This is a genomic window from Pseudomonas extremorientalis, from assembly GCF_024584605.1.
GTDB classification, from domain to species: Bacteria; Pseudomonadota; Gammaproteobacteria; order Pseudomonadales; family Pseudomonadaceae; genus Aquipseudomonas; species Aquipseudomonas extremorientalis.
In genome coordinates this window covers 4,115,058-4,135,547 of the sequence record NZ_CP089519.1, presented here as the reverse complement: position 1 = coordinate 4,135,547, position 20,490 = coordinate 4,115,058, and the positions used below count along the sequence as shown (strand labels likewise).

At 63.7% G+C, this 20,490-nt stretch carries 19 protein-coding genes; 4 read left to right on the top strand and 15 right to left on the bottom strand.

Going from position 1 to position 20,490, the window contains the following annotated elements:
* Positions 1-20: 20 nt before the first annotated feature.
* The 13 genes from LUU92_RS18515 to LUU92_RS18455 form a co-directional block, all read right to left on the bottom strand.
* Positions 21-884, bottom strand: a complete 864-nt coding sequence (locus LUU92_RS18515) for a LysR family transcriptional regulator (protein WP_071492112.1) — start codon at positions 882-884, stop codon at positions 21-23.
* 176 nt (positions 885-1,060) lie between these two features.
* Positions 1,061-2,467 (bottom strand): amidase, encoded by a 1,407-nt coding sequence (locus LUU92_RS18510; protein ID WP_071492111.1) that lies wholly within the window; start codon positions 2,465-2,467, stop codon positions 1,061-1,063.
* Positions 2,464-3,732: a Zn-dependent hydrolase gene (locus tag LUU92_RS18505; protein WP_071492110.1), complete on the bottom strand. Its 1,269-nt coding sequence runs from the start codon at positions 3,730-3,732 to the stop codon at positions 2,464-2,466. Before LUU92_RS18505 ends, LUU92_RS18510 begins: the two co-directional genes overlap by 4 nt.
* Before the next feature lie 13 nt (positions 3,733-3,745).
* Complete coding sequence (locus LUU92_RS18500; RefSeq protein ID WP_071492109.1) at positions 3,746-4,441, bottom strand: ABC transporter ATP-binding protein; 696 nt, start codon at positions 4,439-4,441, stop codon at positions 3,746-3,748.
* Entirely contained in the window at positions 4,441-5,190 is a 750-nt protein-coding gene (locus LUU92_RS18495; RefSeq protein WP_071492108.1) for an ABC transporter ATP-binding protein, read from the bottom strand. The genes LUU92_RS18500 and LUU92_RS18495 overlap by 1 nt, the downstream gene beginning before the upstream one ends.
* The gene (locus LUU92_RS18490; protein WP_071492107.1) at positions 5,187-6,197 is read right to left on the bottom strand and encodes a branched-chain amino acid ABC transporter permease; all 1,011 of its coding nucleotides are present in this window, start codon (positions 6,195-6,197) and stop codon (positions 5,187-5,189) included. The genes LUU92_RS18495 and LUU92_RS18490 overlap by 4 nt, the downstream gene beginning before the upstream one ends.
* Before the next feature lies 1 nt (position 6,198).
* Positions 6,199-7,059 carry a branched-chain amino acid ABC transporter permease gene (locus tag LUU92_RS18485; RefSeq protein ID WP_071492106.1) on the bottom strand — a complete coding sequence of 287 codons (861 nt, stop codon included), beginning with the start codon at positions 7,057-7,059 and terminating at the stop codon, positions 6,199-6,201.
* Positions 7,060-7,116: 57 nt separating this feature from the next.
* Positions 7,117-8,319, bottom strand: a complete 1,203-nt coding sequence (locus LUU92_RS18480; RefSeq protein ID WP_071492105.1) for an ABC transporter substrate-binding protein — start codon at positions 8,317-8,319, stop codon at positions 7,117-7,119.
* Between the two features lie 135 nt (positions 8,320-8,454).
* On the bottom strand, positions 8,455-9,222 hold the full coding sequence (locus LUU92_RS18475) for a FadR/GntR family transcriptional regulator (RefSeq protein ID WP_015884774.1): 768 nt from the start codon (positions 9,220-9,222) through the stop codon (positions 8,455-8,457).
* Between the two features lie 106 nt (positions 9,223-9,328).
* Positions 9,329-10,078: an alpha/beta fold hydrolase gene (locus LUU92_RS18470; protein ID WP_071492104.1), complete on the bottom strand. Its 750-nt coding sequence runs from the start codon at positions 10,076-10,078 to the stop codon at positions 9,329-9,331.
* Positions 10,079-10,182: 104 nt separating this feature from the next.
* Positions 10,183-11,586 carry an efflux transporter outer membrane subunit gene (locus LUU92_RS18465; protein WP_257102446.1) on the bottom strand — a complete coding sequence of 468 codons (1,404 nt, stop codon included), beginning with the start codon at positions 11,584-11,586 and terminating at the stop codon, positions 10,183-10,185.
* Positions 11,579-13,549 (bottom strand): MacB family efflux pump subunit, encoded by a 1,971-nt coding sequence (locus LUU92_RS18460; protein ID WP_222540022.1) that lies wholly within the window; start codon positions 13,547-13,549, stop codon positions 11,579-11,581. Before LUU92_RS18460 ends, LUU92_RS18465 begins: the two co-directional genes overlap by 8 nt.
* A 1-nt stretch (position 13,550) precedes the next feature.
* A complete protein-coding gene (locus LUU92_RS18455) occupies positions 13,551-14,720 on the bottom strand; it encodes an efflux RND transporter periplasmic adaptor subunit (protein WP_257102445.1) in 1,170 nt (389 codons plus the stop codon).
* A gap of 255 nt (positions 14,721-14,975) precedes the next feature.
* On the opposite strand from LUU92_RS18455, the gene LUU92_RS18450 reads away from it, so the two are divergent.
* From LUU92_RS18450 to LUU92_RS18435, 4 genes are all read left to right on the top strand, one after another.
* A complete protein-coding gene (locus tag LUU92_RS18450; protein ID WP_071492100.1) occupies positions 14,976-15,458 on the top strand; it encodes a sigma-70 family RNA polymerase sigma factor in 483 nt (160 codons plus the stop codon).
* A 120-nt stretch (positions 15,459-15,578) separates the two neighbouring features.
* A complete protein-coding gene (locus LUU92_RS18445) occupies positions 15,579-16,916 on the top strand; it encodes a lysine N(6)-hydroxylase/L-ornithine N(5)-oxygenase family protein (RefSeq protein WP_071492099.1) in 1,338 nt (445 codons plus the stop codon).
* Positions 16,917-16,982: 66 nt separating this feature from the next.
* Positions 16,983-18,203 (top strand): putative DNA modification/repair radical SAM protein, encoded by a 1,221-nt coding sequence (locus LUU92_RS18440; protein ID WP_257102444.1) that lies wholly within the window; start codon positions 16,983-16,985, stop codon positions 18,201-18,203.
* Positions 18,200-19,033, top strand: a complete 834-nt coding sequence (locus LUU92_RS18435; RefSeq protein ID WP_092244641.1) for a TIGR03915 family putative DNA repair protein — start codon at positions 18,200-18,202, stop codon at positions 19,031-19,033. The genes LUU92_RS18440 and LUU92_RS18435 overlap by 4 nt, the downstream gene beginning before the upstream one ends.
* Positions 19,034-19,155: 122 nt before the next feature.
* On the opposite strand, the gene LUU92_RS18430 is transcribed toward LUU92_RS18435, so the two are convergent.
* Both LUU92_RS18430 and LUU92_RS18425 read right to left on the bottom strand, forming a co-directional pair.
* Positions 19,156-19,653: an Lrp/AsnC family transcriptional regulator gene (locus LUU92_RS18430; RefSeq protein ID WP_016974875.1), complete on the bottom strand. Its 498-nt coding sequence runs from the start codon at positions 19,651-19,653 to the stop codon at positions 19,156-19,158.
* 5 nt (positions 19,654-19,658) lie between these two features.
* On the bottom strand, positions 19,659-20,489 hold the full coding sequence (locus tag LUU92_RS18425; RefSeq protein WP_257102443.1) for an ABC transporter ATP-binding protein: 831 nt from the start codon (positions 20,487-20,489) through the stop codon (positions 19,659-19,661).
* Position 20,490 lies beyond the last annotated feature (1 nt).

Below are 20,490 nucleotides of genomic sequence, written 5' to 3'. Positions count from 1 at the left end.
GCGCGGCGGATATTGTTGCTTCAAATCAGCGGGTCCCAGCGCTGCGACCAGTCGCTTTCGGCCTTGACCACCTCGCGCAGCAACGCCAGTGCCTGTTGCAACACCGCCGAATCCCGCGCCCGTGAATACACCAGGTACGTGGGGAAGCTGAACTCCGGCGCCTTGGGCACGCGTTGCATCACGCCGCTGTCCAGGTAGCTCTGCACCACGCGGGTGCGAAAATAACCGGCGCCGCCATTTTCCAGGATGTACTGCAACGCCAGCGGCCCCAGGTTGAAACTCAGTGCGGCGCGGGCCTTGTCGGGCAGGGCGGCGTCGTGTTGTTGACGAAAGCCGGGTCCCCAATCGATGTACACATAGGGCGCCGGGTTGCTCACCAGCTGCACCAGGATCAGTTTTTCCTCCAGCACCTGCTCCACCTGCAAGCCCGGCCAGTATTGCGGCTGGAACACCAGCGCGGCGTCCAGCACACCCAGCTCCAGTTGGCGCAGCAGGTATTCGCCTTCGCGGATTTCGGTGCGCAGGGCATGGCCGGGGATGTTCTGGCGCAGGGCCTGGGCCCAGCCGAGCATCAACGGGTTGCACAGGCTGACCTCGCCGCCGATGTGCAGCACGTTGCGATAGCCATCGGGCAACGGCAGGTCGCGTTTGGCCGCTTCCCAGGTTTGCAGCAACTGGTTGGCGTACACCACGAAGGCCTCGCCGTCGGCGGTCAGCCTGGCGCCGGCGCGGTTGCGGATGAACAGCGTGCTGCCCAATTGGCTTTCCAGGCTCTTGACCCGTGCGGTGATGGCGGTCTGGGTGACGTGCAGTTTCTCGGCCGCTGCGGCGAGGCTGCCGCAGCGGGTGATTTCGAGGAAGGTGCGTGCCAGTTCGATGTCCATGAAGCCCCCGGGGATGAATGGGGGGACAGTGTAATGGAATGGGGTTGAAACTGTGGGAGGGGGCTTGCTCCCAAGGTCTTCAGGTAGAACTGGCGAAAAGTACCCACAGTTGCAGTGTTCGTCCTCAGCCAGATAGGTCCAGGACCATCGGCGTGTACCCCGTCCCACATGGTGTCCTACGGTGTTCTGATGATTGGCGCTTGCAGGTGCTTGGTCGGGAATGCCTTTGCATACGCCTGGCACACCCGCAACACCTGCTCATCGGCAAACCGCGCCCCCACCACATGCAAGCCCACCGGCAAGCCATTCGCCGCCAGCCCGCACGGCACCGATGCCGCCGGTTGCTGGGTCAGGTTGAAAGGGTAGGTGAAGGGCGTCCACTGCGTCCATGCCTGCAAGCCGGAGCCGGGCGGTACGTCGTGCCCGGCTTCGAATGCGGTGATCGGCATCATCGGCGACACCAGCACATCGTAATGCTCATGGAACGCGGCCATGCGCGCCACCAATGCGGCGCGGGCTTCAAGGGCGGCGCTGAAGTCGTCCAGGCTCAACTGTTCGCCGCGTTGTGCAATCCTTGACAGTCCGGGGTCCAGCAGTTGTTTTTGTGTCTCGCTCATGGCGCCGGTCAGGCGTGCCGCGCCGGCTGCCCACAAGGTGCTGAAGACGTCCAGCGGGTCGCTGAAACCGGGGTCGATCTGCTCGACATGGGCGCCCAGTTGTTCCAGGCCTCGCACCGCCTCCGCGACCACCTTGGCCACTTGTGGGTCGACCTTCACGTAACCGAAGTTCGGACTGTAGGCCACACGCAACCCTTTCAAATCCGTACCCGGCGTCAGCCATGGTGTGGTGCGTGGAGCACCGATCAACCCATCCCGTGGGTCTGGCTGGGCGATGGTTTGCAGCATCAGCACACTGTCTTCCACCGTGCGGGTCATCGGCCCCAGGTGCGACAGAATGGTCATGGAGCTGGCCGGCCACTGCGGCACATAACCGAAGGTCGGCTTGATCCCGAAGGTGCCGGTAAAGGCGCAGGGAATGCGGATCGAGCCGCCGGCGTCGCTGCCCTGGTGCAACACGCCCAGGTTCAACGCCGCCGCTGCGCCCGCGCCGCCGGACGAGCCGCCCGCCGTGGTGCGGGTGTCCCACGGGTTGCGGGTGATGCCGTACAGTGGGTTGTCGGTGACGCCTTTCCAGCCGAATTCCGGGGTGGTGGTCTTGCCCAGCAGCACCGCGCCGGCCTTGCGCATAAAGGCTGTGAAGGGCGCGTCGACGTCCCACGGCCCTTCGGCGGATGAGGTGCGCGAGCCCTTGCGGGTCGGCATGCCGATGGTCAGCGTCAGGTCTTTGATCGACGCCGGCACACCGTCCAACGGCCCGCAGGGTTGGCCCTTGAGCCAGCGTTGTTCCGAGGCGCGTGCGGCGTTCAGCGCACCTTCCGGGTCGACGTGGCAATAGGCGTTCACCACCGGGTTGTAGCGCTCGATGCGCAACAAAGCGTCCTCGGTGACTTCCACCGGCGACAAGGTCTGGTCGCGAAAATGCTGCAGCAGTTGCACCGCTGTCAGTTGGCCGATGTCGCTCATGCCACGTCCCCCTGTGCCGCATTGACCATGGCGCGCAGCAATACCGCGCAGCCAGCTGCCAGGTCGTCCGGCGCGGCGTTTTCGATTTCGTTATGGCTGATGCCGCCTTCGCACGGCACAAAGATCATGCCGGCCGGGCCGAGTTCGGCGACAAAAATCGCGTCGTGCCCGGCCCCGCTGACGATGTCCATATGGCTCAGGCCCAAGGCTTCGGCGCCGTCACGCACCGCATTGACGCAGGCCGGGGCGAAGTCCAGCGGTGGAAAGTCGGCGGTAGGCGTCAGCTCAAAGGTCAGGCCGTGTCGCTGGGCAGTGGCTTCTATCACGCCGCGCACTTCATCGACCATGGCTTGCAGCTTGTCCGCGTGCAGGTGGCGCAGGTCGATGGTCATGTGCACCTGGCCGGGAATCACGTTGCGCGAGCCGGGGTGCAGGCTCAGGCAACCCACCGTGCCGCAGGCGTGGGGCTGCTGTTGATGGGCGATGCGGTTGACCGCGCTGACCACCTCGGCGGCGCCGACCAGGGCGTCCTTGCGCAGGTGCATCGGCGTCGGGCCGGCGTGGGCTTCGACGCCGGTCAAGGTCAGGTCGAACCATTTCTGCCCCAGGCACCCCATGACCACGCCAATGGTGGTGGTCTGGTCTTCCAGCACCGGGCCCTGTTCGATATGCGCCTCGAAATACGCGCCCACCGGGTGGCCGAGTACGGTGCGCGAGCCGGCATAGCCGATACGCTGCAATTCGGCGCCCACCGACAGGCCCTGGTCGTCGACTTTGTCGAGGGTGTCCTGCAAGTCGAACTTCCCGGCAAACACCCCGGAGCCCATCATGCACGGCGGAAAACGCGAGCCTTCTTCGTTGGTCCACACCACCACTTCAATCGGCGCTTGGGTTTCGATGTCCAGGTCATTGAGGGTGCGGATCACTTCCAGCCCGGCCATCACCCCGTAGCAGCCGTCGAACTTGCCGCCAGTGGGTTGGGTGTCGATATGGCTACCGGTCATCACCGGGGGCAGGGCGGGGTTGCGCCCGGCGCGGCGGGCAAAGATATTGCCGATGGCGTCGACACTGACGCTGCACCCGGCATCCTCGCACCATTGCACAAACAGGTCACGGGCCTGGCGGTCGAGGTCGGTGAGGGCGAGGCGGCACACGCCGCCCTTGGCGGTGGCGCCGAGTCGGGCCAGGTCCATCAGCGATTGCCACAGGCGGTCGCGGTTGATCAGAGGGGCGTTGCTCTGGAGCGGTTGCGTAAAACTGTTCATGTGCAATCTCCGGTCAGGCACTCAGGGCCAAATAACGGTTTTTGATCGTCGGGTCGGCGCGGAAGGCTTCGGCGCTGCCTGCGTATACGACGCGGCCCTGTTCAAGCACGTAATGGCGGTCGGCGAGCTTGTCGCAGACCATCAGGTTTTGTTCCACCAGCAGCACCGGCAGGCCGTCGTCCTTGACCTTGCGCAGGATTTTCACCAGTTCGTCGACGATCACCGGGGCCAGGCCTTCGGTGGGTTCATCGAGGATCAGCAGCTTGGGGTCGTTGAGCAGGGCGCGGGCGATGGCGAGCATCTGCTGCTCGCCGCCGGACAGCGCGTGGCCGGCGTTTTTGCGGCGCTCCTTGAGGCGCGGGAACATGGCGTACACGTCTTCGAGCTGCCAGCGACTGGTCTTGCGTGCGGCGATGCGCAGGTTTTCCTCAACGGTGAGCAAGCGGAAAATCCCACGGTTCTCCGGGACCAATGCCAAACCCTGACGGGCGATTTCGAAGATCTTCTGCCCGACCAGCGCCTGGCCGTTGAAGTGGATCTGGCCCTGGCGCGGGCAGATGATGCCGAGGATGCTGCGCAGGGTGGTGGTCTTGCCGGCGCCATTGCGCCCCAGCAGCGTTACCAGTTCGCCGGGGTTGACGGTCAGCGACACGCCTTCCAGCACGTGGCTCTTGTCGTAGTAGGAATGGATATTCTCGACGATCAGCATCAGGCAGCCTCCCCAAGGTATGCGGTGCGCACACGTTCATCGGCGCGCACGAATTCCGGCGTGCCTTCCACCAGGATCTGGCCGTGGCTCATCACCGTGATGCGTTGGCTGATGGACATGACAATGCTCATGTTGTGTTCGATCAGCAGTACTGTGTGATCGCGGCCAAGGTCGCTGATCAACTGAGTCATGATCGGGATATCGTCGATGCCCATGCCCGAGGTGGGCTCATCCAGCATCAACAGTTTCGGCTTGGAGCAGATCGACATGCCCACCTCCAGTACCCGTTGCTGGCCGTGGGACAACTCGCCGGCCAGGGTGTCGGCGCGGGCAGTGAGTTGCAGGCGTTCGAGCACCTGGTCGGCCATCTCCAGGTGTTCGCGCTGGCTGTCCACGCGACGCCAGAAGTTGAGGGCACGTGCGCCGTCACGGCCCTGAGCGGCCAGGCGCAGGTTCTCGCGCACGCTGAGGTTCTGGAACAGGCTGGTCAGCTGGAACGAGCGCGCCATGCCCAGGCCCACACGGCCGTGGGCGGGCTTGCGCATCAGGTTTTTACCGTCGAAATGAATTGCTCCAGCGGTGGCCTGGCGCTCGCCGGTGAGGCAGTGGAACAGGCTGGTCTTGCCGGCACCGTTGGGGCCGATGATGGTGTGGATGGTGCCGGCCTCGACCTTGAGGTTGACGCCATTCACTGCGTGGAACGCGCCGTAGGCCAGTTCCAGGTCCTGGGTTTCCAGCAGGATGCTCATAGCCCTTCCTCCTTGGCGATAACCACGTTCTTGCGGCTGCCGCGTACCTTCTCGAACAGCGACGCCAGGCCGCCCCACAAACCACCGCGCATGAAGATCACCACCAGGATCAGGATCACCCCCAGCAGCATCAGCCAGCGCGGCCACAGGTCGGAGAGGAAATCCCCGAGCAGCACGATGGAACCGGCGCCCAGCAACGAGCCAAACAGCGAGCCGGTGCCGCCGACGATGGTCATGATCAGGATGTTCTCGGACATCGCCAGGTCGATGTTCGACAGCGGCACAAAGTGCAGCAGCATGGCGTACAGCGCCCCGGCAATCCCGGTGACGGCGCCGGACAGCACGAACACCAGGATCTTGAAGTGCCGCGTGTCGTAGCCGATGGCCGAGGCGCGGGTTTCGTTTTCGCGGATAGCCATCAGCGTGCTGCCGAACGGCGAAGCGATGACCCGGCGCGCACCGATGAAGATCAGCAGGAACAGCACCGCGACAAAACCGTAGAACGCGCGGGCATCGGCCAGGGACAGCAGCACGGTGTCGCGGAGGCGGATTTCCGGGCGCGGCACGCTGAGCAGGCCGTTGTCGCCGCCGGTCCAGTCGCTGAGGGTGTAGGCGACAAAATACGCCATCTGGCTGAACGCCAGGGTCAGCATCACGAAATAGATACCGGTACGCCGGATCGCCAGGGCACCCACCAGCAAGGCCAGGAACCCACCCGCAATGGCGGCGCCGAGCAACGCGGTGAACAGGCCCAGTTGCAGGTGGATCATCAGTAGCGCCGCACAGTACGCGCCGGCCCCGAAGAAGATGCCTTGGCCGAACGACAGCAGCCCGGTGTAGCCCAGCAACAGGTTGCAGGCCAGGGCGGCCATGGCAAAGATCAGGATCTCGGTGGCCAGGGTCGCCGATGGCAAGATCAGCGGCAGGCCGATCAAGACTGCCAACACCCACAGCAGCATTGCGCGCGATTGCGTCTTGGCAAACGGCAGGGGATTTTTCTCGCTCATGTCAGGCTCTCCCGAACAGGCCGTAGGGACGGATCAGAATCACCACGGCCATCGCGCCGTAGATCATCAGGCTCGCACCCTGGGGCCAGAGTGTGGTCATCAGGCTTTGCACCACGCCCACCAGCAAACCGCCGACCAGCGCACCGCTGAACGAGCCCATGCCGCCGATCACCACTACCACGAAGGCCACGCCGAGGATCTCCGGGCCGACAAAGGGCTGCGCGCCGCGCAACGGTGCGAACAGCACACCGGCGACGCCGGCCAGGGCCACGCCGAGGGCGAAGGTCATGGAGAACAGGCGGAAAATATTGGTGCCCAGCAGCGACACGGTTTCGGTGCTTTCACTGCCGGCGCGCACCAGGGCACCGAAGCGCGTGCGTTCCAGCAGCAACCACAGGCCCAGGCCGACCAGCCCGGAAAACACAATGAGGAACAGGCGGTAGTAGGGGTACACGAAGTCACCCACCACCAGCACGCCGCGCAGCAGTTCCGGTACCGCGACGCTCTTGCCCACCGGACCCCAGATCATCACGCTGGCCTCCTGGATGATCAGTGCAATCCCCAGGGTCACCAGGATCTGGAACATGTGCGGCAAGTGGTAGATCCGCTGAATCAACAGGCGCTCGATCACCCAGGCCAGTGCAGCCACCACCAGTGGCGCGATCAGCAACGCCAGCCAGAAGTTGCCGGTGAGGCTCACGGCGGTGTAGCAGATGTAGGCACCCAGCAGAAAGAACGCGCCGTGGGCGAAGTTGACGAAGTTGAGCAGGCCGAAAATGATCGTCAGCCCGACCGCAATGAGGAAGTAGATCATCCCCAGCCCAAGGCCGTTGAGGATCTGGAACAGGTAAAGATTAAGCATGCAGGAACCCTCGGCAGGACGCCGCTTGCGCGGCCCTGCGCTACAAAATTCAGGGGATCAGCCGAGCGTGCAGCCCGTGGCGTCCACCGGCGGGAACGATTGGCCGGCGCTGAGCACCTTGGCCAGGTCGTCCTTGTCGGCCATCTCGCTGCTGGCCTTGCCGATCAGCAGGTAGTAGTCCTTGATCACCTGGTGGTCGCCGGCGCGGATCGATTCCTTGCCGGTGGGCCCTTCGAAACTCAGGCCCTGCATGGCCTTGGCCACGGTCGGCCCGTCGAAGCTGCCGGTGGCGATGATGGTTTCGAGCATGACCCTGGTGCTGATGTAGTCGGCGGCCAGCGGGTAGGTGGGGTTGATGCCGTACTTGGCCTGGGTCAGCTTGACCAGTTCACGGTTGAGCGGGGTGTCGACCTGGTGCCAGTACTGTGCGCCAAGGTACACGCCCTCGAGTACATCGCTGCCCAGTTCCTGGAATTGGTCGAGTCCGGCGGACCACACCAGCAGCACTTTCATGCGCTCCTTGATGCCGAAGTTGACCGCCTGGCGCAGGGTGTTGGACGACTGGCTGCCGAAGTTGAGCAGCACCAGCACGTCGGGTCTGGTCGAGATGGCGTTGGTCAGGTAGCCGGAAAATTCCTGTTCCTGCAGCGAGTGGTAGCTGTTGCCGACGTGTTCCAGGCCGTGTTCCTTGAGCACGTTTTTGGCGCCTTCGAGCAGGGCTTCGCCGAACACGTATTGCGGGGTGATGGTGTACCAGCGCTTGGCGTCGGGCAGCAGTTTGATCAGCGGCACCATGGTTTCGCGGATTGCGCCGTAGGTCGGCACGGACCAGCGGAACGTCGCCTTGTTGCAGTCCTTGCCGGTGACTTCATCGGCGCCCACCGGGGTCATGAACACGCCGCCGACCTTGTCGACTTCCTTGGCCACCGCCAGCGCCGACGAGGACAAGGTGCACCCCTGGAAGAACCGCGCGCCGTCCTGCTGGATGGCTTCCTGGACCTTGCGCACCGCCTTGCCGGCGTTGCCTTCGGTGTCGATAACCTTGTAGTTCAACGGGCGACCCAGCACCTCCGGGTGCTGCTCCACCGCCAGGCGCGAACCCATGTCGGCAAACTTGCCATAGCTGGCAAACGCGCCAGACATGGACTTGAGGCCGTAAAAGGTAAAGGGCTCGGCGGCGAATGCCGAGCGCACGCTCAGCGGGAGGCTGAGGGCGGCTGCGGCGGTGAGACTGGCTTTCAACAACGTACGACGCTGCATGGGGTGACTCCCTGGTTTAGTTATTGGCAGGAGTGGCAATGGCGATACGGTGGAGCAAGGGCCTGTGGGCAGGCCTGTTATTGGATGAAACGATGTGTGGTTGAAATGCTGCCCACATGGGGTCTGTGGTGTTCTTTAAGAGTGATCGAACTCCAGTAGAAAATGCGGGCTGACTTGGCCTTCAAGGGCGGTCATGTGGTGTTCGGCATCGCACATGTGTTCATGCATCAAGCTGCGTACCGCGCTTTCATCCCCGGCACGAAAGGCGATCAGCAACTGCTTGTGATAATCCAGGTTGGCCGCGTCGAACTGCTTGCGCTTGGGCTTGTAGGCTTTTTTCAGCACCACCAGGTCGCGCAGCAGGTCGTTGAGAAACTGCGCCATGAAACTCAGCAGCGGGTTGGGGCAGGCCTTGGCCAGCAGGTTGTGGAACTCCAGCTCCGCCAGGCGTTGTTCGCGCTGGCCGGCCTCGCTGTCTTCCGGGGCGCTGCAGAAATCCACGTTGTCTTGCAGGGCCTGGTAGTCGTCTTCGCTGAGGCGCCCGAGCACCGACACCGCCAGTTCCACTTCGATGACTTTGCGCAGTTGGTACACCTGTTCGCCATCCAGGTGCTGGAAGTGCAGGTAGTTGCGCAATGCGCGGCTGGCCGGTTCGGTGCCGGCCTGGTTCAGGTAGGCGCCACCGCTGGGGCCGGTGCGGGTGCTCACCAGGCCTTCCACTTCCAGGGCCTTGAGTGCTTCGCGGGCAGAGCCCTTGGAGCACTGGAAGCTTTCCATCAGCTCACGCTCGGTGGGCAGGCGGTCGCCGGGCTTCAAGGCGTCGGTGACGATTGAGCGCTTGACCGACTCGACAATCACATCGGACAGCTTCTGGCGTTTGCGTCGTAGCGGGCGGCTTAGCATGGGTTCGATTTATCGTATTAATGCGGATAAATAGCACTTAATAACGATCGACCCCCAACGTCAACGCCAGGTGTCGTTTTTGAGGACAACAGGTCGCAAACGAGGGTTACTGTCCTTCGGCGGAATCCAGGCAGCGGGTGGCCCGGGGTGGTTGCTTGCCGTAGATCAGGAAGTCGCCCACCCAGCGGTTGATGCAACGGCTGGCGTCCTGTGTGGACGAGTCTTTCAGGCGCAGTTGTTCAACGAAGGGTGCCGCCATTTCGCTCGCGTGCGCGTTGACCAGTACCATGCGCGTGACCCGTTCGGGAAACAGCGTGGCGTAGCGGTTGCCCAGGCGTGCGCTGTCGGCATTGCCCAGGTAGCGCAATTGAGCTTCACCGAGTTGGGTACGTACGAACTCCAGGTCCTGGGCCGCCTGCTCGATGCCATTGTCGGTACTGAGGTCGCGGGTGCTGAGCTCGATGACGTCATAACGGTCGACCAGCCGGCGATAGGCCGGGTGGGAGTGGGAGCCCCACAGGCTGGCCAGGTGGATGACGAAGGTGCCGACCTGAGTCTTCTTGGCCGCGTCGCCGGCCTGGGCAATGATCACGCCTTCACGGTTCAACGGGTCGCGGGCCCCGACGCGGGTTACGTACAAGCGCAACCTGCCCTGGCGGGGTGCGGCATGATTGCGCGGTACGCTCACGGTGCCGCATTGGGTCCGTTCCAGTACCGCAGGGTCCAGGCGTTCAACGGAGGGCAGGGGACAGTCCAGCAACCAGTCGATGGCAGTGGGGGGGATCAACGGCTGGGCTGTCGCAAGGTTTGCCATCAGCCAGAGGCAGGCGCCCGTCAGGTGTTTTGCAGCAGTCATCGAGAGGTCCCGGGCAACCGTGTGATAGCGGCTTTTTTACCAAGGACCTTGGGTCGAAGAATGTAGGCTGAAAGAACGTCTGTTGTATGAAATTGGAGTTTTGTTTATCGGATCTCTGTCTGCCAGCCACCACCCAGTGCTTTGTACAGGGCGATACTGGCCTGTAGGCGTGACAAGCGCAGTTGCACGTTCTGGTCCTGGGCCGCGTACAGGGTGCGCTGGGTTTCCAGCACGGTGAGCAGGTCTTCGGCGCCGGCCTGGTAGCGGCTTTCGGCAATCTGGAACGCCGTCTGCGCCTGTTGCAGTTCTTCACGCTGCCATTCGCGTTGCTGGTCGAGGCGGGTGATGCTGCTGAGGGCTTTTTCCACATCGGCAAAACCGTTGATGATTGCGCCGCGATAGGTTTGCAGCAGTTCATCCTGGCGGGCGCGGGCCTTGTCGCGTTCAGCGCTTAAACGGCCGTTGTTGAAGATCGGGCCGACCAGGCCGGCGGTCAGCGTGTAGTAGGGGCTGCGCAGGATATCCAGGGCCTTGTAGGCATCCGAGCCCAGGGTTGCGCCCAGGGTGATGGCAGGCAGCATGGCGGCGCGGGCCACGGTGACGTCGGCCTGTGCCGCCGCCAGTTGTGCTTCGGCCTTGGCGAGGTCGGGGCGGCGGCTGAGCAGTTGGCTGGGCATGCCCGCGCCGATGGTTGGCCAGGTCAGCGCCTGGAAGCTCTCGGAGCCCAGGTCCAGGCCTTGTACCGGCTGGCCGAGCAGGGCGGCCAGGGTGATCCGCGACTCTTCGCTCAGTTGCTGGATCAGCGGCAATTGGCGTTGCTGGCTGGCCACCAGGCTTTTTTGCTGGGCCAGTTCCAGCGCGGTGGCGGAGCCGGCGTCATAGCGGGTCTGCACCAGCGCGAGCACGTTGCGCGCATTGGCCAGGTTCAGCTCGGCAATCTGCTCGCGCTGCCGGGCGGCCAGGGTTTGCGCGTAGCGGTCGGCGACGCTGCTGAGCAGGGTCAGTTCCACCGTGGCCTGGTCGAACGCGCTGGCGCGCAGACTCTGTAAGGCGCTGTCGCGGGCGGCGGCGCGGCCACCCCAGAAGTCCACCTCGTAACTGGCGGTGAGGTTGGCGCTGTAGTTATCGACGGTATCATCGCTGCGTGTTGCGTCCAGGTCCGGGCCACCAGGGCCGCGCAGCAATTTCTGGCGGCTGGTGCCGAGGTTGAATTTCACCTCCGGCAGCAGCGGCGCGCCGGCGATCACTGCGCTGGCCTGGGCCTGGCGCACGCGGGCCGTGGCGGCGGCCACGTCGAAGCTGTCCCGGCGGGCCTGGTCGACCAGGCGATTGAGCTGCGGGCTGCCGAACTGGGTCCACCATTGCTGCTGGGTGGCCTGGGCGGCGCTGCGCTCGGTATATTGCCAGGCAGCCGGCGGTGCAATGCCGCTGTCGATGGCAGGCGGGTTGCCGGTGCAGGCGCTGAGCAATACGCAGAGGCCGGGCAGGTAAAGGGATCGTTTATTCACTGGTCAACGCCTTAACCGGATCGAGCCGGGCAGCTTTACGGGCCGGCATAAAGCCGAATACGACGCCGGTGACAAGGGCGCAACCGAATGCACCGAACACCGCCACCAGGGAAAACTGCACCGCCACCTTGGCCAGCACCAGCACGCCGCCCACCAACAGCGCGAGGGCGATGCCGCACAGGCCGCCGACCACCGAAAGCATCACCGCTTCGGTGAGGAACTGACGCAGGATGTCGCGCTGGCGTGCGCCGGTGGCCATGCGGATACCGATTTCACGGGTACGCTCGCGTACAGTCATCAACATGATGTTCATCACGCCGATGCCGCCCACCAACAGGGAAATCGCGGCAATCGAACCGAGCATCAGCGACAGTGTGTTCTGCGTGCGCGCCTCGGCCTGGATCATCGCGGCGTTGTTGGTCAGCTCATAGTCGCGCTTGCCGTTGTGCAGTTTTTGCATCAACTGGTCGATGGCCACCTCGGCCTCGCGGACCTTGCGCGCGTCCGCCGCGGCGATCACCACATACTCGGGGTTGTAGCTGCCGAACAGGCGCACGCTGGCGGCGGTGTAAGGGATGGCAACGCGATCGTCGCTGTCCTTGTTGCCGGAGCTGGCGCCTTTTTCCGCCAGCACGCCGATCACCTGGAATGGCACGTTTTCAATCAGGATGTACTGGCCGATGGGGTCGACCTCGCCCTTGAACAGCTTCTCACGCACACGATGACCAATCACCGCCACGGTGGCAGCGGCACGCTCGTCGGCGGCAGTGAAATAATTGCCCTCGACCACCGGCCAATTGAAAATCTCCGGGAAGTTGGTGTCGTTGCCGCCCACGTAAGCCATGTAGTCGACATTGCCGAAACGCACCCCGGCTTCGTTGCCGTTGACCGGCATGATGCGCTGCACCTGCGGCAGGGCCGCCAGCGCATGCACGTCATCGAGCGTCACGATCCCCAGCGGCGTGCGCGGATTCGGCGATGAACCGCTGAGGTAGATGATGTTGGAGCCGAACGCGCCCATCTGCGCCATGACCTGGCGCTTGCTGCCTTCGCCCACTGCCAGCATCACCACCACCGACGCCACGCCGATGATGATGCCCAGCAGGGTCAGCGCGGTACGGAAGCGGTTGATCCACATCACACGCCAGGCAGCTTGCACCGCGTCCACCAGTTCGGCTTTCCAGGCGCCGTTGTGCTCGGCGCCGTCGGCCAGGCGCTGGCGCAGGTCCACGGCTTGCAGGGCGCCGGTGGTGGCTACGGGCCTGGTGTCGCTGTCATTGGCCGAGTCACTGATGATCAAGCCATCGCGAATTTCGATGATGCGGTTGGCCCGCGCAGCCACTTCGCGGTCGTGGGTGATCAGGATCACTACGTGGCCCTGGCTGGCCAGTTCGTCCAGCAGGGTCATGACCTCGGCGCCGCTGTGGCTGTCGAGGGCGCCGGTGGGTTCGTCGGCGAGGATGATATGGCCGCCGTTCATCAACGCACGGGCGATGGACACTCGCTGCTGTTGGCCGCCGGACAGCTGGTGCGGACGGTTGCCGGTGCGCTCGGCCAGGCCCAGGCGGGTGAGCAGGGCGTTGGCGCGGGCATGGCGTTCGGCGGCGCTGATACCGGCGTAGATCGCCGGCATCTCGACGTTTTCCTGGGCCGTGCCCGAGGGGATCAGGTGGTAGCCCTGGAACACAAAACCAAAGGCTTCGCGGCGCAGCCAGGCCAGTTCGTCGCTGTCCAGGTGCGCGACGTTTTCCCCGGCGAACAGGTAGTCGCCGGTGCTGGGGCGGTCAAGGCAACCGAGGATGTTCATCAACGTGGACTTGCCGGAGCCGGAGGCACCGACGATGGCGACGAATTCCCCGGCATGGATCGCCAGGTCGATGCCGCGCAACACGTCGACCTGCGGGCTGTCGCCGCCGCCGTAGGACTTGCGGATGTCCTTGAGTTCGATCAGAGGCGTGTTCACCTCAACCCCCGTTGCCGTCGGCCGGGCCGACCAGCAGTTGATCACCTTCGTTCAGGCCGTCGAGTACCTGCACGCGCAGGCGGTCGCTGATGCCGACCTGCACCTGGCGCTGCTCGATACGGCCATTCTTGCCCACCACCCGGGCGATCTGCTGGTTGGCGTTGGTCGTGCCCTGTAGCGCAGCGATCGGCGCCGTCAGCGTATCCTGGGCCTGGCTGGCGACGAAAAATACCTGGGCGGTCATTTCCGCCATCAACGCGTTGTCGCTGTTGTCCACATCCAGCAACACGGTGTACAGCACCACGCGGCCGCTGCCGCTTTTATTCGAACTGTTGGGGCTGCCGCTGCCCTGGGTTTCGTTCAACGGCTTGGGCGGGATCGGCAGGATCTGCCGCACGGTGCTGGTCCAGCGCCGGTTGCCGCCGCTCAGGGTGGTGAAATAGGCGGTCATGCCCGGTTTGACGTGGCCGATATCCGCTTCCGAGACTTCCGCCCAGACGGTCATCGGCGACAGCTTGGCGATCCGCAGGATCAACGGTGTCTGCTGCTGTGCGTTGAGGGTCTGGCCGACCCGCGCGTCCACCGCGACCACGGTGCCGGTCATCGGCGCATAAATCCGCGTGTAGCCCAACTCGGCTTCATCACTGCGCAGGCTGGCCTGGGCTTGCAGGATCTGCGCCTGGAACATATCGACCCGGGCCTGGGTGGCGCTCAGTTCCGCCTTGGCGGTTTGTACGTCTTCCTCGCGGGTGGCGTTGCCGGCGACCAGGCGCTGCTGGCGCTGGTATTTCTGGCGCGCCAGTTCGTGCTGGGCCTTTTGCTCCTGCAACTGGGCCTTGAGGTTTTCGATGGCGTAGCGGCTGGCGTCGAGCTTGGCCTTCTGCGTGGACGGGTCGATCTCCACCAGCAGTTGGCCTTCCTGCACCTGGTCGCCGGCCTCGACGTGGATCTTGCGGATCTGCCCCGATGCCTGGGCGCCCACGTCCACATAACGACGCGGTTGCAGGGTGCCCAGGGCGGTCACGCTGTTTTCGATATTGCCGCGGGTGACGGTGACGGTGGTGAGGGTGTCACGCCCCGGCGGCAGCACCTGCCAGGCCGCGACGGCGATAATGGGGATCAGGCACGCGATAACGAGCAAGGCGCGTCGGGCAGGTCGAGGGCGTTTCATGCGTGGGTTTCCAGCCAGGAAAGTTCGGACCGCAGTTGCGGGGAGCTGACAAGTAAACGAGAGAATTGCGCGGGGATTTAGGCGGTTACATAAGCAGTTACAGCTCCCTTGAAGAAAAAAATCGTCCGTTGATGCGAGTCTGCTTTAAAAGTAGATGAGAATTACTATAAATTGCACACACTCAAACTGCCATCACCTGAACGCTGTCTTTTTTGCACCCGGGGACCTAATGCCGCCACCCCGCGGCCGGGAGTCATGTTGGAAAACTACTATCGCGAGCTGGTGTGTTTCCTCAACGCCAAGCTGGGCAACCGTCAGGTGGCCGAGGATGTGGTGCATGACGCGTATGTCCGGGTGCTGGAACGTTCCAGCGACACCCCCATCGAACAACCCCGTGCCTTTTTATACCGCACCGCGCTTAACCTGGTGATTGACGGCCACCGGCGCAACGCCCTGCGCCAGGTCGAACCGCTGGACGTACTCGATGCCGAAGAACGCTTTGCCAGCAGTTCGCCGCACACCACCCACGACCACGGCCAGCGCCTGGAACTGCTCGAACGCGCCCTGGCTGAGCTGCCGCCGGCCTGTCGCGACAGCTTCCTGCTGCGCAAGCTCGACGGCCTGACCCACCTGCAGATTGCCGAACGCCTGTGCATTTCCCGCGCGTTGGTGGAAAAACACATCGTCAACGCCATGAAGCACTGCCGGGTGCGCATGCGCGAGTGGGAAGCGCACTGATCACTGATCAGTTAAATTTTATTTCACTGTCCTCGTTTCCTATCAACACACGGCCTGATGTGCAGGCCTTGAAAGGTATTCCCGCCCCACCGCCAAGGGGCTTATCCAGAGGACACTGGAATGACACAGGCAATTGCTTCGCCCGCGGTTCACGACCTGATCGGTATCGGTTTCGGCCCTTCGAACCTGGCGCTGGCCATCGCCCTGCAGGAGCGCGAAAAGGCCCAGGGCAAACTGGACGTACTGTTCCTGGACAAACAGGCCGACTACCGCTGGCACGGCAATACCCTGGTCACCCAGAGCGAGCTGCAGATCTCGTTCCTCAAGGATCTGGTGACCCTGCGCAACCCCACCAGTCCGTACTCCTTCGTCAATTACCTGAAAGCCCACGACCGCCTGGTGGAGTTCATCAACCTGGGCACCTTCTACCCGTGCCGCATGGAGTACAACGATTACCTGCGCTGGGTCGCCGGCCAGTTCCAGGCCCAGGCGCGCTACGGCGAGGAGGTGCTGGCCATCGAGCCGATCCTGCACCAGCAGCAGGTCGAAGCCCTGCGCGTGATCTCCCGCGATGCACTGGGCGAGCAGCATGTGCGCACCACTCGTTCGGTGGTGGTCAGCGCCGGTGGCACGCCACGTATTCCTGAGGCGTTCAACGCGCTCAAAGGCGACAGCCGGGTGTTCCACCATTCCCAATACCTGGAGCGCATGGCCAGCCAGCCGTGTGTCGACGGCAAGGCCATGCGCATCGCCATCATCGGCGGCGGCCAGAGTGCGGCCGAAGCCTTTATCGACCTGAACGACAGCTTCCCGTCGGTGCAGGTCGACATGATCCTGCGCGGCTCGGCGCTCAAGCCGGCCGATGACAGCCCGTTCGTCAACGAAGTGTTCTCGCCGGCCTTTACCGACCTGGTGTTCCAGCAGGAGGGCGCCGAGCGCGAGCGCCTGGTGGCCGAGTACCAGAACACCAACTATTCGGTGGTGGATCTGGACCTGATCGAGCGCATCTACGGCATTTTCTACCGCCAGAAAGTTTCCGGCATCGCCCGCCAGGCGTTCCGCACCATGACCGTGGTCGAGAAGGCCACGCCGGGCCCGCTGGGCATCGAGTTGGCGCTGCGCAACAACGCCAACGGCGAAACCAGCCTCAACCATTACGACGCGGTGATCCTGGCCACCGGCTACGAGCGCCAGACGCACCGCGCCTTGCTCGCGCCGCTGGAAGACTACCTGGGCGACTTCGACGTGGCGCGCGACTACCGCATCGTCACCGACGAGCGTTGCAACGCCGGCATCTACATCCAGGGGTTCAGCCAGGCCAGCCACGGTTTGAGCGACACCTTGCTGTCGGTGCTGCCGATCCGCGCCGATGAAATTGCGGCGTCGTTGTATGCCCTGGACCGTGGGCGCGGCAAGGGGCGCTCGGTGCAGGACCGGTTGCTTGCCACCGCCAGCTGACCAACTGCGCTTGTGACCGGGAGGGCTGCCTGATACTGTACAAAAAACCAGTATCGGTAGCCCTCCATGCAGTTGATCGAAAAACTCAGCATTCTCGCCGACGCCGCCAAGTACGACGCGTCCTGCGCCAGCAGTGGCGCGCCCAAGCGCAGTTCCGAGGGCAAGACGGGGCTGGGTTCCACCGATGGCATGGGCATCTGCCACAGCTATACGCCGGACGGGCGTTGCGTGTCGTTGCTCAAGGTGCTGCTCACCAACTTCTGTCTCTACGACTGCCAGTACTGCGTCAACCGCCGCTCCAGCGACGTGCCCCGCGCACGGTTCAGCCCGGAGGAGGTGGTGACCCTGACCCTGGATTTCTATCGGCGCAATTGCGTCAGCGGGCTGTTTCTCAGCTCCGGCATCATCCGTTCGTCCGACTACACCATGGAGCAGTTGGTGCGCGTGGCCAAGCTGCTGCGCGAAGAGCACGACTTTCGCGGCTATATCCACCTCAAGACCATTCCCGACGCGGACCCGGCGCTGATCGCCGAGGCCGGGCGCTATGCCGACCGGCTGAGCGTGAACATCGAACTGCCCACCGAGGCCAGCCTGCAGACCCTGGCGCCGGAAAAAAAGATCGGCTCGATCAAGCAGGCCATGCAGACCATCTACACTGGCGAGCAGACGGTCCGTAACGAACCGCGTGCACCGCGTTTTGCCCCGGCCGGGCAGAGCACGCAACTGATCGTCGGCGCCGACGACACCGATGACAGCACCATCCTCCACGGTGCCGAGGCGTTGTACGGCAACTTCAAGCTGCGTCGCGTGTATTACTCGGCGTTCAGCCCCATCCCCAACAGCCCGAAAAGCGTGCCCCTGGCCGCGCCGCCGCTGATGCGCGAGCACCGCTTGTACCAGGCCGATTTCCTGTTGCGCAGCTATGGGTTCAACGCCAATGAGCTGTTCAAAGGCCCCGGCCACCTGGCCCTGGACATCGACCCCAAGCTGGCCTGGGCCCTGGACAACCGCGATGTGTTCCCTCTGGACCTGAATCGCGCCGAACCGACCTTGATCGCACGCATTCCAGGCATTGGCCTGCGCACCACCCAGCGCCTGGTGGACCTGCGTCGCGAACGCAAGATCCGCTTCGAAGACCTGGCGCGCATGCGCTGCGTGCTGGCCAAGGCCAAGCCGTTTTTCATCACCAGCGACTACCATCCGCAACAGGCCGACAGCACCAGCGTGCGGCTGCGCGAGCAACTGCGCGACCGCCCGCAACCTGAGCAGATGGGGTTGTGGGGGTGATCAGCCTGGAATGCGACAACCTGTTCGCCACCTGGCGCGACCAGGCACGCTGGCTGCTCAGCCATCAGGTCGATCCCAGTCAGGTGAGCTGGGGCGAGGCGGAGGTGGCGGACCTGTTTGCCACTGACCAGTCGATTCCCGAGGCGCCCGGGCCTTTCCAGACGCGAGTGCCCAAGGCCCTGCTGGAATTGCTGGAATCGGCTGCCTGCTACCACGGCGACCAACGCTGGAGCCTGCTGTATGAGGTGCTGTGGCGCGTCAGCCATGGCGACCGCACCGCGATGCTGGCCGGGGACAAGCTGGGCAGCGAGTTGCAGCGGCGGATCAAGCAGGTCAGCCGCGAGGCGCATCACCTGCATGCATTTGTGCGGTTTATCGCGCTGCCGGCGGGAGCGGGGCCGGAACTGCCGGAATACGTGGCCTGGCATGAACCGGCCCATGACATCCTGAAATCCGCCAGCCAACATTTTATCGGGCGCATGGGCCGTCATCGCTGGATGATCGCCACACCGTTGGATGGGGTTTACTACGATGGCGAGCAGTTGATCCACCAGCGTGAGTGCCCCGAGGCGTGGCGGCAGTTGGCGCAGAATGTCGAGGACCCCCATAGCGCGATGTGGCTGACCTATTACAGCCACATCTTCAACCCGGCACGGTTGAACCCCAAGGTGATGGAAGGGCATTTGCCCAGCCGGTTCTGGAAGAACCTGCCGGAGGGCAAGTTGATACCTGGGTTGATCAGCGAGGCAAGGACGGGGAAGCAGAAGGATGGGCAGGCCAGGCTGATTGGCACCAAGCCTGGCAAGAGAATCTTAAGCGGGCAGGGTTGAATATGTGGGAGGGGGCTTGCCCCCGATGAGGGAGTGTCAGTCACAGATGCATAGACTGACACACTGCTATCGGGGGCAAGCCCCCTCCCACATTCGATCGGCAGTGTTTTGGAGAGATAAGATCAGGCCAACTCGGTGGCGGTGTTCTTGACCACTGCCAATTCCGGATGCGCCACCAACTTATCGATGTGCAACTCATCATTGTTCAGCCAGGTCTCTGTCAACACCCGGTAATGCTCCATGTCCCGGCAACGCATGCGCAGGCTGTAGTCGAACGGCCCGCTGATCAGCTGGCATTCGAACACCTGCGGGCAGGCCTTCACACAGGCTTCGAAGGCCTTTTGCGCCGAGCGCCCGCTTTGGTTGGACAAGGCCACCAGCACCAGCAATGACAAGCCTGGCGAGACCATCTGCACATCGATGATCGCCCCATACCCACGGATCACCCCGCGCCGCTCCAGCTTGCGCACCCGTTCCAGGCAGGGCCGGGGCGTGAGGTGTACCAGCGACGAGAGCTTTTCGTAGGTGATGCGCCCCTGATGGCGCAGCACTTCGATAATGGCTTCATCGATGCGGTCCAGCGCAGGGGAGGAATGGGGTCCGTTGGCCTTGGTATCCATGGGTTTCACTTCAAACGGTTGGAAAGAAATTGCTGCAGGCGCTCACTGCGGGGGTGGTCGAGGATCCTGGCGTCGCCTTGTTCCTCAACCTTGCCCTGGTGCAAGAACAGCACTTGGCTGGACACCTGGCGGGCAAAGCCCATTTCGTGGGTGACCATCAGCATGGTACGACCTTCCTCGGCCAACGTCTGTATGACTTTGAGGACTTCTCCTACAAGTTCTGGGTCGAGCGCGGAAGTCGGCTCATCGAACAGGATGATCTCCGGTTCCATCGCCAAGGCCCGGGCAATCGCCACGCGCTGCTGCTGGCCGCCGGACAGGAACGCCGGGTACTGATCCGCCACGCGGCCCGGCAGGCCGACCTTGTCCAGGTACAGGCGTGCGCGTTTTTCCGCCTCGGCGGCGCTCACGCCCAGCACCCGGCGCGGGGCCATGGTGATATTTTCCAGCACGGTCATGTGGCTCCACAGGTTGAAGTGCTGGAACACCATGGCCAGGCGTGTACGAAGGTTCTGCAGTTGGGCCTGGTGCGGCGCGCGGGTGCCGGCGCGGCCTTGCTGCATTTCGATGCTGATGCCGTCCAGGGTGATCACCCCGGCGTCCGGCTGTTCGAGGAAGTTGATGCAGCGCAGCATCGTGCTTTTGCCGGAGCCGCTGGCGCCGATCAGGCTGATCACATCGCCATTGCGCGCATTCAGCGATACGCCCTTGAGCACTTCGTGTTCGCCGTAGCGTTTGTGGATGCCTTCGACTTGCAGCTTGATAGCGGCGGTGGCGGGTGTGGCAACGGGTTCGTCAACGGGATAAGTGGCCAGGGCCTGCGCGGACTGATTCATG

Excerpts from the sequence above, each read along its gene's own strand:
- LUU92_RS18480 (WP_071492105.1), bottom strand. The coding sequence starts at position 8,319 with ATGCAGCGTCGTACGTTGTTGAAAGCCAGTCTCACCGCCGCAGCCGCC.
- LUU92_RS18495 (WP_071492108.1), bottom strand. The coding sequence starts at position 5,190 with ATGAGCATCCTGCTGGAAACCCAGGACCTGGAACTGGCCTACGGCGCG.
- LUU92_RS18440 (WP_257102444.1), top strand. The coding sequence starts at position 16,983 with ATGCAGTTGATCGAAAAACTCAGCATTCTCGCCGACGCCGCCAAGTAC.
- LUU92_RS18485 (WP_071492106.1), bottom strand. The coding sequence starts at position 7,059 with ATGCTTAATCTTTACCTGTTCCAGATCCTCAACGGCCTTGGGCTGGGG.
- LUU92_RS18490 (WP_071492107.1), bottom strand. The coding sequence starts at position 6,197 with ATGAGCGAGAAAAATCCCCTGCCGTTTGCCAAGACGCAATCGCGCGCA.
- LUU92_RS18430 (WP_016974875.1), bottom strand. The coding sequence starts at position 19,653 with ATGGATACCAAGGCCAACGGACCCCATTCCTCCCCTGCGCTGGACCGC.
- LUU92_RS18500 (WP_071492109.1), bottom strand. The coding sequence starts at position 4,441 with ATGCTGATCGTCGAGAATATCCATTCCTACTACGACAAGAGCCACGTG.
- LUU92_RS18450 (WP_071492100.1), top strand. The coding sequence starts at position 14,976 with ATGTTGGAAAACTACTATCGCGAGCTGGTGTGTTTCCTCAACGCCAAG.
- LUU92_RS18505 (WP_071492110.1), bottom strand. The coding sequence starts at position 3,732 with ATGAACAGTTTTACGCAACCGCTCCAGAGCAACGCCCCTCTGATCAAC.
- LUU92_RS18445 (WP_071492099.1), top strand. The coding sequence starts at position 15,579 with ATGACACAGGCAATTGCTTCGCCCGCGGTTCACGACCTGATCGGTATC.
- LUU92_RS18470 (WP_071492104.1), bottom strand. The coding sequence starts at position 10,078 with ATGACTGCTGCAAAACACCTGACGGGCGCCTGCCTCTGGCTGATGGCA.
- LUU92_RS18510 (WP_071492111.1), bottom strand. The coding sequence starts at position 2,467 with ATGAGCGACATCGGCCAACTGACAGCGGTGCAACTGCTGCAGCATTTT.
- LUU92_RS18455 (WP_257102445.1), bottom strand. The coding sequence starts at position 14,720 with ATGAAACGCCCTCGACCTGCCCGACGCGCCTTGCTCGTTATCGCGTGC.
- LUU92_RS18515 (WP_071492112.1), bottom strand. The coding sequence starts at position 884 with ATGGACATCGAACTGGCACGCACCTTCCTCGAAATCACCCGCTGCGGC.
- LUU92_RS18475 (WP_015884774.1), bottom strand. The coding sequence starts at position 9,222 with ATGCTAAGCCGCCCGCTACGACGCAAACGCCAGAAGCTGTCCGATGTG.
- LUU92_RS18425 (WP_257102443.1), bottom strand. The coding sequence starts at position 20,489 with ATGAATCAGTCCGCGCAGGCCCTGGCCACTTATCCCGTTGACGAACCC.